Raw genomic sequence first — 16,397 nt, forward strand, 5'->3', positions numbered from 1 at the left:
CAGCGCGAGTGCGTCGACGCCGACAGCGAGCTCGTGCGGTTAGGGCACATCAGGGGGGGGCGGAGGAGGAGCAAGATGCCCTCGGGTGGTGGAGAGTGTGTTGTTGTGCAGGTCTGGGGCGGGGGCAGAGCGCCAAGCGACACTTCAGCATGCGCGGGGTCACGCTCGACTGGCCGTCGCTGGCCGTCGCTGGGCGAGCGCACGCGAGTCCCCATCACGCCCTTGTGAGCGAGTTGGTCGTGCCGGTCAAACGGCGAGGCCGAGGTCGAGCCGACCGACGCGCGGATGGTTGGCCCAGCTCCCGGCCACCTCGGCTGACGCCGTACAAGTTCTGCAACTCGAACGCGCCACGGCCGAGGAGCTGTGGTCGTGGCTCATGCGTCTGCAACGTGCTCGACGGCCTCACGCCGGGATGGTTACGAGCGCCGTCGGCCCGAGGAGACTCTGCTCCACCAGACCGTCGAGCAGTACTGGCCGCTCTTCCGCGAGCGAGCCGAGCAAGGCGGAGGACCTCAGCTTCGCTCGGGCCCTCCGCCGCGAAGGGCTGCTAGCTCTCGAGCAAATTGAGCGCAAACGCGATGCCGGCTTGCAGGCTGCCAAAGGTGTCGAGGCTGCGAAGATCGGCACCAAGCTCGACCAGGATCTGCGCGACCATCGGGCTCATGCCGGTCAACATCGCACGGGTACCGATCAGCCGCAGGGCCGAGGCGCTGCGCACCAGCACCGTTACCCCGGGGGTGTCGATGGTCTTCATCCCGCTAATGTCGAGGATCACCACCCGCGCGCGCCGGCGCTGCGCGCCCTCCAAGATCGTCTCCAGGACCCGCTCGGCGCGGCGGGTATCGAGGGTCCCGATCAGCGGCATGACCATGATCGAGTCGGTGATCGGGATCAGCGGCGTCGACAGCTCCTCGAGCATCGCCTCTTGCATGCGAATCACCTTTTCGTTGAGCTCGGCCCGGACCCGCTCGGCCCGCTCGCGCTCTTGCAGCTCGGCCGACAGCCGCTCGTTGGCCTCCCTCAGCGAGATCGTGCGCAACTCGACCTCCTGCTCGAGCAGCTCGTTGGTTCGGGCCTGCGCGGCACTCATGTCGAGCACGTTGCGGTACAGCAGCGCGTTCTCGACCGCGGTCACGGCGTGTGAGCAGAGCATCTCGAGCAGCTCGACCCGCCCGCGGTCAAAGGCGTCGCAGACCAGGGTGTGTTCGATGTACAGGACGCCGCTCAGCCGCCTCCGGTGAACCAACGCGAGGCACAGGATCGATCGCCCAGGCTGATCCGCCAGCGCAGGGTCGAACCCGAACCGGCTGTCCTCGCTCGCGTCGGCGAGCACCAGCGACTCGCGGGTGCGCGCGACGTGCAGCACCACCGTGGCCGGCAGCTCGGGGCGTTCGGCCAAGGGGGTCCGCAGGTGGATCTGCACGGCGTCCGGGTCGGCGGTGCAGCTGGCCGCGACCTCGAGCACACCGTCGCGCTCGAGCACCAACGCGCAACTGGTGCCGCCTGCGTTTTGCAGCACGATCCGCATGAGTCGGTTCAGCAAGGGCTCGAGCTCGATCTCGCCGGCGAGGGCCTGACCGAGCCGCAAGACGGTGCTGAGATCGAAGGCCCAACTGCTCGCGCTGCTCGTCGCGGTCGAGCGGGCGGTCGATCCGGTCGTCGAGATGCTCACCGCCTCGCCGTCGATCCGCGCCACCGATGCCGCCGAGGTCGGCAGTTTCGACATCTCGCGGTCGAGCTGATCGACCTTGGCGTGCGCGCCCCATTGCGCGTAGCCGTCCTGGGCGGCGCGCAGGTACAGCGCCGCGATCCGCAAGCGCTCGCGCTCGAGATAGAAGTGCCCACATCGCTCGTTGGCCAGGGCCTCGTACTGCACAAAGCCATGGCGTTGGGCCGAGTTGATCGCGTCATCGTAGAACGCCTCGGCCGCGAGCGGATCATCGGCGAGCCGGGCCACCTCGGCGCGCACGAGCAGGTGCTTGTGCTCGAAGTTCTCCGGGCAATGTTGGGCCCACAGTGCGAGCCGGTCGAGGTGCTCCTGGAGCCGGGCCAGCGCCGCGGTCCGGTCCGCGGGCTCGCGGGTGCGCGCGTCAGCGGCGATCGCCAGCGCCTCGAACATGTAGAAGGTTGCCTCGATCGGCATCGCCATGATGGCACCGAGCTCGCCGCGGACCGCCTCGGCCTCGACGAGTGCCGCCTGCGGCTGGCCATTCATGACCAGCAGGATCACATGGATGATGTGATAGAACGCGATGCCGCAGCCAAAGCTCGCCTCCGTCACCCGGCGCAGGCACGCCTCCGCCTCGAATGTCGCGTCGTCGAGCAGGGTGCCCGGTCGAGTTGTTCCGGCCAGGCTGGCAAAGAATTGCTGCTCGAGCCGGATCGTCTCGTAGACCGCCTCGTTCTTGCTCTCGGCCGCAAACGCGAGGAAGCGCTCGGCGTGCTGGCGAACCTCGGGGAGCGGGTCGCCACACTCGAAGCGTTGCCACACGGTCTCGAACGCGAGGAACGAAGCATAGACCAGATCACCGACGTCAATACAGGCTTGAAACGCGGTCTCGAGCAGCGGCAAGCCGGTGCGAATGTGCCGACACCAAAAATAGACGTGATCGCCGTGCAGGTGCAACAAGGTGCCGCGCAGCTTGGCGTCGCCGAACCGCTCATTGAGGCGAACCGACATCTCGGAGAACGCGAAGCCCCGCGGCATCTGACCAAATATACCGACCAGCATCACGCCGTAGGCGCTATAGACGTAGCACGAGTCCTCGCTATTGCCGTGGGTCAGCGACAAGCTCACGCCCTTCAGCGTGAGGTACGGAAACATGCTGCTCCGGCCAATGTAGGCACACGGAATGATGCTCACCAGCAGCCCGAGGATCGCACGCTGGACCGGGTCAGCCATGCGGGGGGCGTCGAGCAGCGCCGCGATCTCACGACCCTCCAGGCGCCGGTCGAGCTCGGCCAGCAAGGTCGATATCGCCGCCTCCGTCTCGGCGTCGGTCGCGGGCAGCGTCACCCCGAAACGCGCGAGCGCCTCGGCGCCGACGTCGACCGCCTCGGCATACCTGCCGGCGACCTGATACATGCACAGCACCAAAGTGTAGACCGCGGAGCGGTCGAGCTCGCTCGGCGCCTCCTCGATCAACTGATCAAACAACACCTGCGCGTCCGCAAAGGCGCCGGTCAGGTACGTGCATTCGGCGATCTGGCAGCGCAAGTCGAAGCTGAGCCGGTCGGCGTCCGGGCCCGGCTCGAGCTCGATCGCGGCGCCACAGCGCGAATACTCGAGCGCCACCGCGTAGGCCGTGGACCGCTTGGCCCTGCGTGCGGCGGCGAGGTCGAGCCGGGCCAGCGTGAATCGCTGCGCGGGATCGGTGATCAGCGACGCGCCAATATTGAGGTGGTTGGCGATCTCGAACAGCTGATCACCGCGCGGCTGATCACCAGCATGCGCCAGCAACATGCGCCCGATCTGGAGGTGGGTCGCGGCCCTGCGCTCGTCGTTGATCAACGAGTACGCGGCCTGCTGCACGCGGTCATGCGAGAAGCGGTAGGCGATATCGAGCCCCTCGCCAAAGTCGGTGGCGATCGTGCCGGTCTCGAAGTTGTGATGGATGAAGCGGTGGTCGACGCCCTCGGGCACCACGAGCCCCTCCTCGAGGGCCTCCCACAGCGCACCCGCAGCCTCGGTTGGCGACAGCTCACAGATCGTGGCGAGCGTGTCGAGATCAAACCGGTGGCCAATACACGCCGCGAGCGCGAGCACCCGCTGGGTCTGTGCGTCGCGCAGACGGATCCGCCGGTCCATGAAGTCGGCGACGTTCTCGGCGACGCCGCGCGCGTTCAATGCCTCCAGGTCCCACACGAAGCCGCCACCCGACTCGTCCAGCCGCAGCGAGCCGTCCTCCTGCAGCGTGCGCAGAAACTGGCCGATGAAAAACGGGTTGCCCTGGGTCTTGCGGTACATCGCCCTCGCCAGGGGCTCGACGACATCGGTCGTGCTGTCGAGCACTTCGGCGAGCAACTCGCAGAGATCGGCGGGCTGCAGCGGTCCGAGGTTGATCTCGTTCACGGCGACCTCGCTCGCCCGCAGCTGCTCGAGCGCGGCGGCGAGTGGGTGCGCCGGGCCGACCTCGTTGTCGCGGTAGGCCCCCACGATGAGCAGCCGGCGCGGCTGGGTTCCGCCGAGCAGTGCCTGCAGCAGGCGGATCGACGTGAGATCACTCCACTGAAGATCGTCGAGGAACACGACCAGCGGCGCGTCGCCACTCGCGAACACCTGCACAAAACCATCGAACAGACGATTGAAGCGGTTTTGCGCCTCGCTCGGCCCAAGCTCGGCGACCGGCGGCTGGGGCCCGAGCAACTCGCCGAGCTCCGGGATCAGATCAACGAGCACCTGCCCGCCACCCGCGAGCGCGCGGGCGAGCTCGGTGCGCAGCGGCTCGCGGCGGCGCTCGGGTTCGTCGAGCGCCTGCCGAACGAGGTCGCGGAACGCCTGGACCAGCGCGGCGTAGGGCGTGTTGCGAGCGAGCTGATCAAACTTGCCCGCGATGAAGGTGCCGCCCGAGAGCGCCATGATCGGGTGCAGCTCGTGGACCAGCGTGCTCTTCCCGATCCCCGAATAGCCGGTCACGAGCAGCAACTCCGACCCACCCTCGTGGACGCGCGCAAGCGTCTCGCGCAACACCTGGATCTCCTGATCGCGACCAAACAGCCGCTGAGGCGCGCGCAGGCGTGGCGCCTGCTCGTGCTGGGCCAGGACAAAGGGCAGCACCGAGCCGTCGCCAGCCAGCTGTTTCAGGCACGCGTCGAGGTCCGCCGCGAGGCCGTGCGCGCTCTGGTAGCGGTCCTCGGGCGCCTTGGCGAGCAGCTTCATCGCCACGGCGCAGACGACCTCGGGGACCTGCGAGGCGTGCTCGCACGGGCTCGCAGGCATCCGCGCGATGTGGCTGTGGACCAGCTCGAGCGGGTCGTCGCTGGTGAACGGCAGCACCCCCGTCAGCATTCGATAGAGCGTCACACCAAACGAATAGAGATCCGTGCGCCGGTCGATCGACCGATTCATGCGGCCGGTCTGCTCGGGCGAGAGATAGGCCAAGGTGCCCTCGAGCGCGTCGGGGCTGGTCAGCCGCTGGGTCTCCTGCGAGAGCCGGGTGGCCAGGCCAAAGTCGATCACGTGCACGCTGGCTCGGTCCGGCCCGACCATGATGTTCGACGGCTTGATGTCCCGATGGATGACCCCGTGATCGTGGATGTCTGCGAGGATCCTGGCGACCCCCAGCGCGATCTTCAGCGCCTGCTCCACCGGGAGTTGGCCAGCGCTCAACAGCCGATCGAGAGACTCGCCGTCGAGCGCCGCGAGCACCAGGCCGATGTCCGCGTCGTCGTGCTCGAGCGCGTGGGCCTGGACCACGCCGGGCAGCGCCAGCTCCGACAAGATGGTGTACTCGTGCTGCAGCCGGGCCACGTCCCGGGCGCTCGGTGGGCTGCGCCGCGGCAGCTTGAGCACAACAACCAAATCGTCATGCTGACGCCGCGCCCGGACCACCCGGCTCTCCCTGCCTTCATGAACGGAATCGAGGACTGTGTATTGACTGAAGGTGGTCATGGAAAAACGCGGCAAATGCGTACAGTGCAATCGCGCTTGCGCGGAAATGGCCAAAGGAGGCCAGGTTTCAGCCGCCAGTCGCCCACAGAGCGTAGAGACCTCTTGCACACAAGTCAACGCACTCCTGCCACCATTGGCCCCACCCCTCCCAGGTGGGACCAGTGGTGGTACATTTTCGCGCTGGCAAGTGCGGCAATCACGTGATCCTATCCAAGCCAGTTATGGGACCATGGACAGGTCCCCAGCCGCGATCGCTCGTGAATCGAGCGATTGTGGCACGACGACGCACGGCCACCGACAACAAAACGTGCGCCTCGAGACTACCGCCGAGCGTGGACCAATGATCTGCTCGCGGTCTTGCTCGACCGCTCGATCTCATCGTGCGGGTGCGTGCCGTCATCTCGCCGCCGTGCTTGCACGCGGTGCGAAACCACGGCGTGCTCGCGGACGACACCGACCGGGTGCTCGCCGGGCTCGAGCTCGCTGCCCGCCGCAGCGCCAAGACCTCGGGTGGGTCGGCCGCCAGCGAGTGCTCGCCCGAGCGAGCACGCCGAGCGACCACGCGCCGGTGACGACGTAGGCAAGATTGAGAAATCCGTGGCGCGAGAGTTCAAACTCTTCGATGCGAGGATCGATAAAATGGAAACCCTCGAGGAGAAGCTGGGATCGGGCATGGGAGATACGAACATAGAAAGGTTGGCAAAGTTGATAGAGGAGTGCCAGGCGGAGTCGGGCACCCTGTATTCCTGTAAGCCGGATCTCGCTCGGCTTCAGCGTCTCCTCGGGCGACAAGCCCAAGCCGCTCGAGTTCGGGATCGAGACGCGACCCGACGCCAAAGTCACGATCGGAGACATTAGCGTGCAGGCCGACAGCGAGGGCAAGGCCGCCGTCGAGATCCCCCTCGCTACAATCATGGTTACCGTCGAGCCGCGCGAGAACCTGCCCGATCGTCCCGGGGATTACGAGTGGAAGACCGCTTTTCCCGTCGTGATCGAAGCCGGCGGAACCAAGCACGAGCTCGAGCTCAAGGTCGACCGCCGCTGGTCGGGTGCGAAGCGCGACCGTCCGGGGTACTTACCCGGGGATCCGAGCGTCGGACAACGTTCGCTCGACCTCGCCGCCTGACGGGCGCGACCTGATTTTGGCCGCGACGGTCTCGCCGCGCCTCGAGTCTGAGGCTTCGAGCAAGCTGAGCGCGATCTCGCGCCACTCGTTGCCGAGGCAGAGAGATCTCTGGCCGAGTCGAGCGCGGCGAGGTCCACCTGCATGTGTCGAGTGGCCCTCGGACACCGCCGAGCCAGCGCTGCGCCCCTTGCGCCGCCCAAAAATACCGGGTTGGATGCCCTTACCACACTGGCTTGGTGTGTGGGGGCGCTCGTCCTGGTCGCCGGGGGGCTGCTGCCGGCCCTGGCTGGCGCCGCGCGGAGCGTCGACGCCGAGCTTGGCGGCGGGGCGAGCCTCTGGGTGGTCTGGGCGGGGTGGATCGGGCGCGGGCTGCTGACCCTGGCCCTGGTCGCCGCGCTGGTCGGTGTGATCGAGCGACTGGTCAGCGCCCGCCGCCTGTGGCAGGGATTGCATCTGACCCGCGCACAGGCCCGCGAGCGGGCCCGGGCGTCCGGCGATCGCCGACCTTGACGCGCGCGGGCATCTCAGCGAGGTCGAAGCTTGGCGGAGGACGAGCGCAGCGAGGAGCAGACCGAGCTCACGGAGCCGACCCAAGAAGCGGGCGCGACTCGCCTGGTCTCGGTCGCGGTCCCGGTCGCCCTCGACCAGGCGTTCTCCTACGCGGTCCCGCCCGAGCTCGAGCTGCCCCCGCCCGGGGCCCGGGTCGTCGTGCCCTTTGGCGCGCGCGTGTTGATCGGCGTGGTCCGGCCGGTCGCCGCCGAGCGCCCCGAGGGCCAGCTGCGGGAGCTGCTCGAGCTCCTCGATCCCCCAGACGCGCCCGCGCTGAGCGAGGATCTGGTCTCGCTGTGCGAGTGGATCGCCGACTACTACGTCGCGCCGGTCGGTGAGACCTACCGCCTGGCGCTGCCGGCCTCGGCCATGGGCGTCGACGCTCGGCGGGCGCGGCTCTCGGACGTGGGCGCGGCCGCGCTCGAGGCCGCCTCGAACCCGCTGCTCACGGGCGCCCGAGGCCAGCGCAGCGCCGAGGTCGAGCTCGCGACCCACGATCGACGGGTGCTCGAGCGTCTGGCCGAGGCGGGCGCAGGCCCCGGGACCAAGGGCCTCGCGGTCGCGAGCCTGTCCAAGGCGCGCGGGCGCCCGGCGATCCCCGCGATCCTCGTCCGACTCTCAAAGCTGGCCGCGCGCGGGCTCGTCGAGGTCGACGCCGGCGAGGCCGAGAGTCGGCGCGCCCGCACGGAGGTCCACTATCGCCGGACCGACCGCCTGCGCAGCGGCAGCGGCGACGAGCCCGCGCTGGCCGAGGCCGTCGGCCGCAGCAAGCAGCGTCGCGCCCTGCTCGACTACCTCGAGCTCCAAGCGCCCGAGATCTGGACCTCGATCTCCGAGCTGCGCGGGCCCTTTCCGCGGGTCCGCCAGCTGATCAAGCCGCTGCTCGGCGCCGGGTTGGTGATCGAGTCCGAGCGCCTGCGCGAGCTCGATCCCTTCGCCGCGCCAGCGCTCGAGGCGGGCGAGCCACCGCGCCTGACCGACGACCAGGAGGCCGCGCTCACCAGCTTGCTCGGGGCCCTGGAGGCCGGGCGCTTTCGCGGCTCGCTGCTCCACGGCATCACGGGCAGCGGCAAGACCGAGGTCTACCTGCGCCTGATCGCCGAGGTGCGTCGGCGCGGCTGCGGGGCGATCGTGCTGGTCCCGGAGATCGCCTTGACTCCGCAGCTGGCCGAGCGCTTCCGGGCCCGCTTCGGCGACGAGGTCGCGGTCCTCCACAGCGGGCTGACCCCGCAGCAGCGCCTCGACGCCCAGGCCCACATCCGCGCGGGCCGACGGCCGATCGTGATCGGCGCGCGCTCGGCCGTGTTCGCGCCGGTCCCCAAGCTGCGGGTCATCGTCGTCGACGAGGAGCACGACGCGTCGTTCAAGCAAGACGACGGCGTCCGCTACAACGCCCGCGACGTGGCCCTGGTCCGCGCCCGAAGCCTCGACGCCATCGTCGTCCTCGGCTCGGCGACGCCCTCGCTCGAGAGCTGGCACGGGACCCGCGAGGGCCGGCTCGAGCTCCTCTCGCTGACGGTCCGACCGACCCCCCGGCCGCTGCCCGAGGTCGAGATCGTCAACCTCCGCGAGCACCTGCCCAACCGCGAGACCTTGCTCAGCGCCACGCTGCGGACGCGCCTGCTCGACACCGTGGCCGCGGGCGAGCAGGCGATCGTGTTCCTCAATCGACGCGGCTACACGACCGCGCTGTCGTGCCAGACCTGCGGCTCCTTTCAACAGTGCCCCGACTGCTCGGCGCCGTCGATGACCTACCACCTCGGGCGCAACCGCTTGATGTGCCACCTGTGCGGGCACATCGAGGGCGCGCCCGAGCGCTGCAGCAGCTGCGGCGGCAGCGAGCTCGAGCACGGCGCCGCGGGCACCGAGCGGGTCGAGGTCGCGCTCGCGGCCGACCTCCCCGGGGTCCGGGTCGCGCGCCTCGATCGTGACACCTCGCGCGGCCGGGCGCTGGTCGAGGTCCTCGATCGCTTTCGGCGCCGCGAGGCCGACGTGTTGATCGGCACCCAGATGCTGTCGAAGGGCCACGACTTCCCCGGCGTCACCCTGGTCGGGGTGCTGCGCGCCGATCAGGGCCTCGCGCTGCCCGACTTTCGCGCGACCGAGCGCGTCTTTCAGCTCCTGACGCAGGTCGCGGGTCGAGCCGGGCGCGGCGATCGGCCGGGGCGCGTGGTGTTGCAGACCTGGGCCCCGGACAACGTCGCGATCCAGCACGCGCAGCGCCACGACTTCGAGGGCTTCGCCGAGCTCGAGCTCGCGGCGCGGGCCAACGTCGGGCACCCGCCCCTCGACAACCCGCCCCTCGGGCACGCGGCGTTGATCCGGATCAGCGGCGAAGATCGAGCGCAGGTGAGCGCGCGCGCTCGTGAGCTCGGCGCGCTGGTCCACGAATTGGTCGCCCGGGTCCGAGCCGGCGGGGCGACGAAGGTCGGCGCCCACGGGCCCGACGACTCGCCGATCGGGCGCATCAACCGACGGCTGCGGATGCAGATCCTGGTCCGCGCGGGCGAGCGCGGGCCGATGCGCTGGGTGCTTCGGCACCTGCGCCAGGCCCTGGGTCCGCGGGGGCGGGGCCGGACCGGGACCGTCGCGCGCGTCGACGTGGATCCCTACTCGCTGATGTGAACGGGGTTCCTTAGACCCCCCTGGGCGGGTTTCTTTAGACCCCCCTGAGCGTTTTAGACTTTGCCACACGGCGGCCGCTTCGCGGCCGGTCGCTCGGTTTTCTTTAGACCCCCCTGGGCGTTTTAGACTTTGCCACACGGCGGCCGCTTCGCGGCCGGTCGCTCGGTTTTCTTTAGACCCCCCTGGGCGTTTTAGACTTTGCCACACGGCGGCCGCTTCGCGGCCGGTCGCTCGATAGCTCGCTCTGTGGGTCGGTATGAGCTTCGCGCTGGTCTGCGTGGCCCCCTAAGAGGGGGCTCCTATACGTGCTAAGGAGGGGCATGCGTATGCGAGGGGGCTCTTAGGTGTCGCTAGGGGTCTCCGAGGCGTGTGGCAAAGTCTAAGATGCCCAGGGGGGTCTAAAAGAGCTCACTGACCACGCCTCGGAGACCCACGGCCTCACTTAAGAGGTCAGTCACCACGTCTCAGAGACCCCCAGCCTCATCTAAGAGGCCACTCTCCACGCCTCAGAGACCCCCAGCCTCATCTAAGAGGCCACTCTCCACGCCTCAGAGACCCCCAGCCTCATCTGAGAGGCCACTCTCCACGCCTCAGAGACCCCCAGCCTCATCTAAGAGGCCACTCTCCACGGCGGCCGCTTCGCGGCCGGTCGCTCGATAGCTCGCTCTGTGGGTCGGTATGAGCTTCGCGCTGGTCTGCGTGGCCCCCTAAAAGGGGGCTCCTATACGTGCCAAGGAGGGGCTTTAGGTATGCGAGGGCGAGGTTCTGAGAGGGGGCGAGGCTGTGAACGGTGGCTGCGTGTTGGGCGCGGGTGGCTTTGGGCACTTCTGCCCTGGGCTTGCTTTGGTAATCTCTCGCCGCGTGACGCCGGAGATCCTGATCGTCGGCGACCCGGCCGGACGCCGCCAGCTCGCCGACCAGATCGCGGCGAATGGTTATGGCGTGGCGCTGTGTTCGCCACGTGAGCTCAACCGGCGGGTGAGGACCAGCTCCCCGCCCGCGGCGATCGTCGCGTGCATCAGCGACCTCGACGCCGACGTGCTGCTCGCCGGCCTGCGGCGAACCCGAGCGGGCGCCTCGATCCCGGTGATCTTGTACGGGCGCCTCGGCGGCAACTTGCGCGATCTCGCCGACGTCCTCGACATCGGGGCCGACCACTTCGTCGAGGAGCCGGCGGACGAGGTCGAGCTTCGCCACGCGCTCGCGCAGTTCGTGCGACCGAGCGGAGCCGCGCGGGGTCCCGTGTCGCGGGGGCGTGACTACGAAGACGAGCGGGGGCCGAGGCACGACGGGCGCGCGCGGGGGCCGAGGCGGGACAGCCAAGCTGGCGATCCGCGCAGCGATCGAGACCCGCGCGGTGAACCAGGCCCGGGCGACGAGCGACGCGATGAGCGAGATGGGCCCAGGCGTCGGAAGCGGCCCCGGGGCGCGGCGCTGGGGGAGCTCCATCGGACCCTCGATCGCCTCGAGGAGTCCCTGCGCAGCGACGACTCGCGCTCGGACCCCGAGCTGGCGCAGATGGGCCTCGACGGCATCCCCGACGTGGATCCACCGGGCGACGAGTCGAGCGATCCTCTGATCACGGAGATCGGGGAGCACATCCGGGGGAGGTCGGGCTCCTACGAGCCGGTCCGCGGCGACGGACTGAGGCCTCTGGCCCGCGCTCGCCGGGACCCGCTCGATCGCGCGCCGGAGCGAGACCGGCCGCGCTCGCGGACCGTCGAGATGGGGCGCTCGCGGCGTCCGCCCGACCCCGATCACGACACCGGGCCCGGCCGCCGGAGTTGGCGAGACTCGCCGAGCGAGGAGACCGGCTCGGGCCGGGGGAGCTCGTCGAGCTCGCGGACCCGGGCCTGGGATCGCGCCGAGCACGAGGGCCCGCTGCGGCGCGGCCGTGAGCGCCCGGATGAGGGCCGGAGCAGCTCGCGCTCGAGCGCCGTGCTGCTCGGTCGCCGCCCGGGGCGGGACGCGGGCCGCGAGTCGGCCCGACCCGAGCGGGAGCCGCCTCGGTCGGGGCGGGAGCCGTCCGAGAGCACCGGGCGCTTCGACCCCCACGCGCGCGACACCCTCTGGCCCGTCGACGACTTCGACCCGAGCGAGTCCACGATGATCCGGCGCGAACGCAGCAGCGCGACGACCCGTCGGCGCAGCCTGGGGGGCTGGACGGGAGACGGGAGCCCCGGAGATTCCCCCCGGGCCCGCGGCGATCGTGGCCGCGGCTCGGATGCGGGGCGGTCGATGGCGCGTGGTCGCGCTCCGAGTCGCGAGCCGACCCAGAGCCTCGAGCCCGAGCCCAAGCCCAAGCCCGAGCCCAAGCCCGAGCTCAGCGAGGCGCCTCCGCGCAGCGACGAGCCCGAGCCCGCCAAGACCCCGCGAGCTCGTCGCGCCGGCCGAAGCATCGCGCCCACCCGGCCCTCGGCGCCGAGCCTGCGCATCGATCCGAGCTTGCGCGAGTCGGGCAAGCTGAGCGCCGACACCGACGTCGCAACGATCCTGTGGGCGCTCCACGAACAGCGCTTCACTGGCAAGCTCCGGCTCAACCGCCAGCGGATCGAGAAGCAGGTCTGGCTCCACGACGGCGAGGCCGTGTTCGCGCGCAGCACGGCGACCCGCGACCGGCTCGTCGACGGGCTGTTGCGCCGCGGCGTGCTGACCCGCCCGCAGTACGAGACCGCGCGGCGGCTCGCGGCCAAGGAGCCGCGCCGCGCGGGGCAGCTGCTGGTCGACGCCGGCTTCCTCAAGAGCCGCGAGCTCGACGTGCTGCTGCGCGACCACCTCGCCCGGGTCATCGACGCGACCTTCGTCTGGTCCGAGGGCAGCTGGACGAGCGAGCCCGGCGAGCGGACCGACGAGCCGATCCAGCTCGAGGTCCCGATGGCCGCGCTGGTCCTCGACGGGGTCCGCTATCGCTGCGACGCCAGCGAGCTCGAGGATCGCCTGACCCGGCGCGTGGGCGGGCGTGGCCCGCTGGTCCCGCGTCTGCGGGCCGGGACCGACGAGCTCGGTGAAGATCGGCGCGCGGCCGTCGACGCGGTCATCGACGAGCTCGGCGAGCGCTTTCGCCTGCTGCCCGAAGAAGAGTCGTGGCTGCGGCGCTTCGACGGCCGCCACGGCGTCGCGGCGCTGCTCGCCGACGGGGCCGACGAGCAGGCCTTGTTCGCGCTGCTGTTCACCCTCGACCTGGCCGGCTACGTCGACCTGCGCGAGGAGGCCCAGCCGCCCGCGCTCGGCGACCGCGACCCGAGCCAGGTCGACAGCGAGCGGATCCTCGAGCGCCTGCGCCTGGCCCGAGAGGCCGACTATTTCGAGCTCCTGGGAGTCACGCGCGACGCCTCGCGCAGCGAGATCCGCCAGGCGCACACGGAGCTGAGCTCGACCTTCGAGGACGAGGCGCTCGAGGACGAGTCTCGCCGCCGCCACGTTCGCGAGCTGCGCGAGCTCCGGGCCGCGATCGAAGAGGCGCGCGACATCCTGGCTGACGACGCGATGCGCTCGGCCTACCTCGCGCACCTCGGCGATCCGAGCCAGGTCTGAGTCGAGCGCTGCGCGCTCGACTCAGGCCTACTCGTCTTCAAGGGGCCTTTCAAAAGGCCCCTCGCTGCGGCGGCGAAGCCCCCTCCGCTCACCCCAAACGCTCGACTCTCGGCGAGTAGTGGTCTTCAAGGGGCCTTTCAAAAAGGCCCCTCGCTGCGGCGGCGAAGCCCCCTCCGCTCACCCCAAACGCTCGACTCTCGGCGAGTAGTGGTCTTCAAGGGGCCTTTCAAAAAGGCCCCTCGCTGCGGCAGCGAAGCCCCCTCCGCTCACCCCAAACGCTCGCCTCTCGGCGAGTAGTGGTCTTCAAGGGGCCTTTCAAAAAGGCCCCTCGCTGCGGCGGCGAAGCCCCCTCCGCTCACCCCAAACGCTCGCCTCTCGGCTCGTACTAGCCTCGAAGACGAGGCGGTGCCCTTCTCGTCGTCGATCGCGACCTCGGGCGTGATGTCGAGTTCGGCGACCACGCCGATCTGCGCGGCGCCGTCGCCGTCCGAGACCTGGGTTGGGTCGCCGCAGGCGGCGAGGGGCAGCGTCGAACCGGTGATCAGACTCAGTCCAATCAGCAGAGCACGCAACCTGTTCGTAGCTCGCCCGCCCGAATCGATCACATCCGAAGCGGCTGGGGGGGTCTAACAGCCCGTGGTGCAATGCCTCGCGCCGCCTCGCTTGGCCTTTTCGCCGAGGGCTTTGTCGCCAAAACTTGCAGTACGCCCGGTACAGCGGCGTTTTGGCTTCGCGCCCTCGGCGAAAATTCCGGCGCGAGGCGACACGATGCATTGCACCACGGGCTGCTAAACGAACCCGGGGCGTGCGCGAACCCGTGCTCGTGATAGCTTCCCGGGCCGTGGCCGATTCGCCCCAGCTCCGCGCCGTGTTCATGGGTTCGCCCGACTTTGCTGTGCCCTCGCTCCACGCGGTCGCGCGCCGCTGTGAGCTGCGGGCGGTCGTCAGCCAGCCCGACCGCCCGGCCGGCCGCGGGCGCAAGCTCCGGCCGCCCGCGGTCAAGGTCGCGGCCGAGGCCCTCGGGGTCCCGGTGTTGCAGCCGACCAAGGTCCGCAAGGGCCGGCTGCGCGCGCTGCTCGAGCCCTTCGAGCCCGAGCTGATCGTGGTGACGGCGTACGGGCGGATCCTCGGGGCCGACGTGCTCGAGCTGCCGACCCACGGCTGCGTCAACGTCCACGCCTCGCTGCTGCCGCGCTGGCGCGGGGCGGCGCCGATCCAGCGCGCGGTCCTGGCCGGCGACGCGCAGACCGGCGTCGCGATCATGCGCATGGACCTCGGCTGCGACACGGGCCCGGTCTATCGCATGCGCGCGACGCCGATCGGCCCCGAGGAGACCTCCGGCGAGCTGTTCGAGCGCCTCGCGGTCCTCGGCGGCGAGGTCCTCGACGAGTTCCTGACCGAGTTCCCCGAGGTCCCGCCGCCGCGAGATCAGGCCGAGCTCGACGGCGAGCCGGTCCACGCGGCCAAGCTCGACAAGGCCGAGGGCGAGGTCGACTGGTCGCGCGCGGCGACCGAGGTCATCGATCACGTCCGCGGGATGGATCCCTGGCCGGCCGCCTACAGCACGCGCGCGGGGGCCCGCCTCAAGCTGTTCGCGGCCGCGAACAGCGAGCGCGCGCGCCCGCCCGAGGCCGCGGCGGGGACCGTGCTGGGCGTCGACGCCCAGGGTCTGCACGTGTGCTGCCGCGACGCGGTCGTGTGCATGGGGCAGCTCCAGGGGCCCGGCAAGCGCCGGATGTCCGCGCGCGACTACGCGGCCGGCCACCCCTTCGCGGACGCGGAGCGCCTCGGCACGTGAGCGGGGGCGCGGGCAGGCTCGCTTTGGTTCTCGTCGCGCTCGCGCTCGGGGCCTGTGAGCGCGGCCCGAAGCCCGGGGGCGAGGCCCAAGCTGGCGAGCGGGATCCCGGGCTCGATCTCGGCGGAGTCCGGGCCAGCGCGGTCGACGGGCTCGAGGCCGCGGCCCGCGACCCGGCGGTCGCTAGCTCGCTCGGCCTCGCCGCCCGGCTCGAGGATCCCGCGGTCGAGGCCGCGGTCGCGCGCCTGCTCGCGCGCGTGGCCAAGGATCCGGAGCTCGCGCGCGCATCCGAGCAGCTCTTCGCCCGGCTCGAGCACAGCGCGGCCACGCGCGCGGCGCTCGTCGACTACGCCCGCCAAAACCCCGAGCTCGACGTCGCGGCGATCAGCGAGGGCTTCGTCGGCTTCGTCGACGAGCGGCTCACCCGACCCGAGCTGGCGGCGCGGCTCGAGCAGGGCCTGCGCGCCGAGCTGCGGGCCACGGACGTGGTCCTCGCGCCCGTGCTGATCGCCGAGGCTGGCGGGGCCGCAACGATCGCGGAGGGGGTCGTCGCGCGGCTCGAGGATCCGAGCTTCGAGGCGTCAGCGCGCGAACGCCTGGGCCGCGAGTCGCAGGCTCTCCAGGCGCGGCTCGAGCGACGACTGGCGGATCCCGCCCGGGCGGGCGAGCTCCTCGTCGGCCTCCGGGCGACCCTCGCGTCCGAGGCCGCCGCGCTCGCGCTGGCCGAGATCATCGATCTCGAGCGCAGCGCGGAGCTGCTCGCCGAAGCGCTGACTCGGGCCCTGGCCGACGAGCAGGTCCGCGCGCGTTCTGAGCAGCTGTTCACGCTCGCGCTCGTCCAGCCCTTCGACGCGCTCGCGTTCGACGACGCCCTCCGAGCCCTGCTCGCCGAGCCGGTCGTCGCCCTGGAGGCCGCGGCCCTGCTCTCGGCCCTCGCCCGCGAGCCTGCGGTGCGCACCCGCGTGGCTCGGCTCTCGGCGCTCTACGTCGACCAGGCGGGCTTCGACGCCCAGCTTCTCGACGCGCTCGATTAGTGTTCAGGCCAAGCAGGCCTGCTGACCGCGCGAGAGGGCGCCCGGCCGTCCGGGGCGGGGTCACCCCCCGCCAGGAGCCGAGCGCAAAAAGGCGAGGGGAGGTCCGAGCTCGGGGGATCGCCG

General features: G+C 70.6%; 9 protein-coding genes. 7 read left to right on the forward strand and 2 right to left on the reverse strand.

What is annotated here, in order from left to right; all coding sequences use genetic code 11:
• Positions 1 to 547 precede the first annotated feature (547 nt).
• Positions 548 to 5,611, reverse strand: a complete 5,064-nt coding sequence (locus ENSA5_RS30230; protein WP_106395183.1) for an AAA family ATPase — start codon at positions 5,609 to 5,611, stop codon at positions 548 to 550.
• Between the two features lie 386 nt (positions 5,612 to 5,997).
• Here ENSA5_RS30230 and ENSA5_RS30235 point away from each other — a divergent pair, with 386 nt between their 5' ends.
• The 5 genes from ENSA5_RS30235 (at position 5,998) to ENSA5_RS30255 (ending at position 13,445) form a co-directional block, all read left to right on the forward strand.
• Positions 5,998 to 6,183: a hypothetical protein gene (locus ENSA5_RS30235; protein WP_106395184.1), complete on the forward strand. Its 186-nt coding sequence runs from the start codon at positions 5,998 to 6,000 to the stop codon at positions 6,181 to 6,183.
• A 287-nt stretch (positions 6,184 to 6,470) separates the two neighbouring features.
• A complete protein-coding gene (locus ENSA5_RS30240; protein ID WP_106395185.1) occupies positions 6,471 to 6,737 on the forward strand; it encodes a hypothetical protein in 267 nt (88 codons plus the stop codon).
• A 240-nt stretch (positions 6,738 to 6,977) separates the two neighbouring features.
• Positions 6,978 to 7,247: a hypothetical protein gene (locus tag ENSA5_RS30245; protein WP_106395186.1), complete on the forward strand. Its 270-nt coding sequence runs from the start codon at positions 6,978 to 6,980 to the stop codon at positions 7,245 to 7,247.
• Between the two features lie 30 nt (positions 7,248 to 7,277).
• Positions 7,278 to 9,911 (forward strand): replication restart helicase PriA, encoded by a 2,634-nt coding sequence (gene priA, locus ENSA5_RS30250; RefSeq protein WP_106395187.1) that lies wholly within the window; start codon positions 7,278 to 7,280, stop codon positions 9,909 to 9,911.
• Between the two features lie 861 nt (positions 9,912 to 10,772).
• Positions 10,773 to 13,445 (forward strand): DUF4388 domain-containing protein, encoded by a 2,673-nt coding sequence (locus ENSA5_RS30255; protein WP_106395188.1) that lies wholly within the window; start codon positions 10,773 to 10,775, stop codon positions 13,443 to 13,445.
• Between the two features lie 266 nt (positions 13,446 to 13,711).
• Here the strand turns inward: ENSA5_RS30255 and ENSA5_RS30260 are convergent, their stop codons facing one another.
• Positions 13,712 to 14,017, reverse strand: coding sequence for a hypothetical protein (locus ENSA5_RS30260; RefSeq protein WP_106395189.1), 306 nt, complete (start codon positions 14,015 to 14,017; stop codon positions 13,712 to 13,714).
• Positions 14,018 to 14,286: 269 nt separating this feature from the next.
• Between ENSA5_RS30260 and fmt the strand changes: the two genes are divergently transcribed.
• Together fmt and ENSA5_RS30270 are read left to right on the forward strand one after the other, a co-directional pair.
• Positions 14,287 to 15,243 (forward strand): methionyl-tRNA formyltransferase, encoded by a 957-nt coding sequence (gene fmt / locus ENSA5_RS30265; RefSeq protein WP_258183065.1) that lies wholly within the window; start codon positions 14,287 to 14,289, stop codon positions 15,241 to 15,243.
• 23 nt (positions 15,244 to 15,266) lie between these two features.
• Positions 15,267 to 16,274, forward strand: a complete 1,008-nt coding sequence (locus tag ENSA5_RS30270; protein ID WP_106395190.1) for a hypothetical protein — start codon at positions 15,267 to 15,269, stop codon at positions 16,272 to 16,274.
• Positions 16,275 to 16,397: the final 123 nt, after the last annotated feature.

Origin of the sequence: Enhygromyxa salina (genome assembly GCF_002994615.1) — a bacterium.
Lineage (GTDB): Bacteria > Myxococcota_A > Polyangia > Nannocystales > Nannocystaceae > Plesiocystis > Plesiocystis salina_A.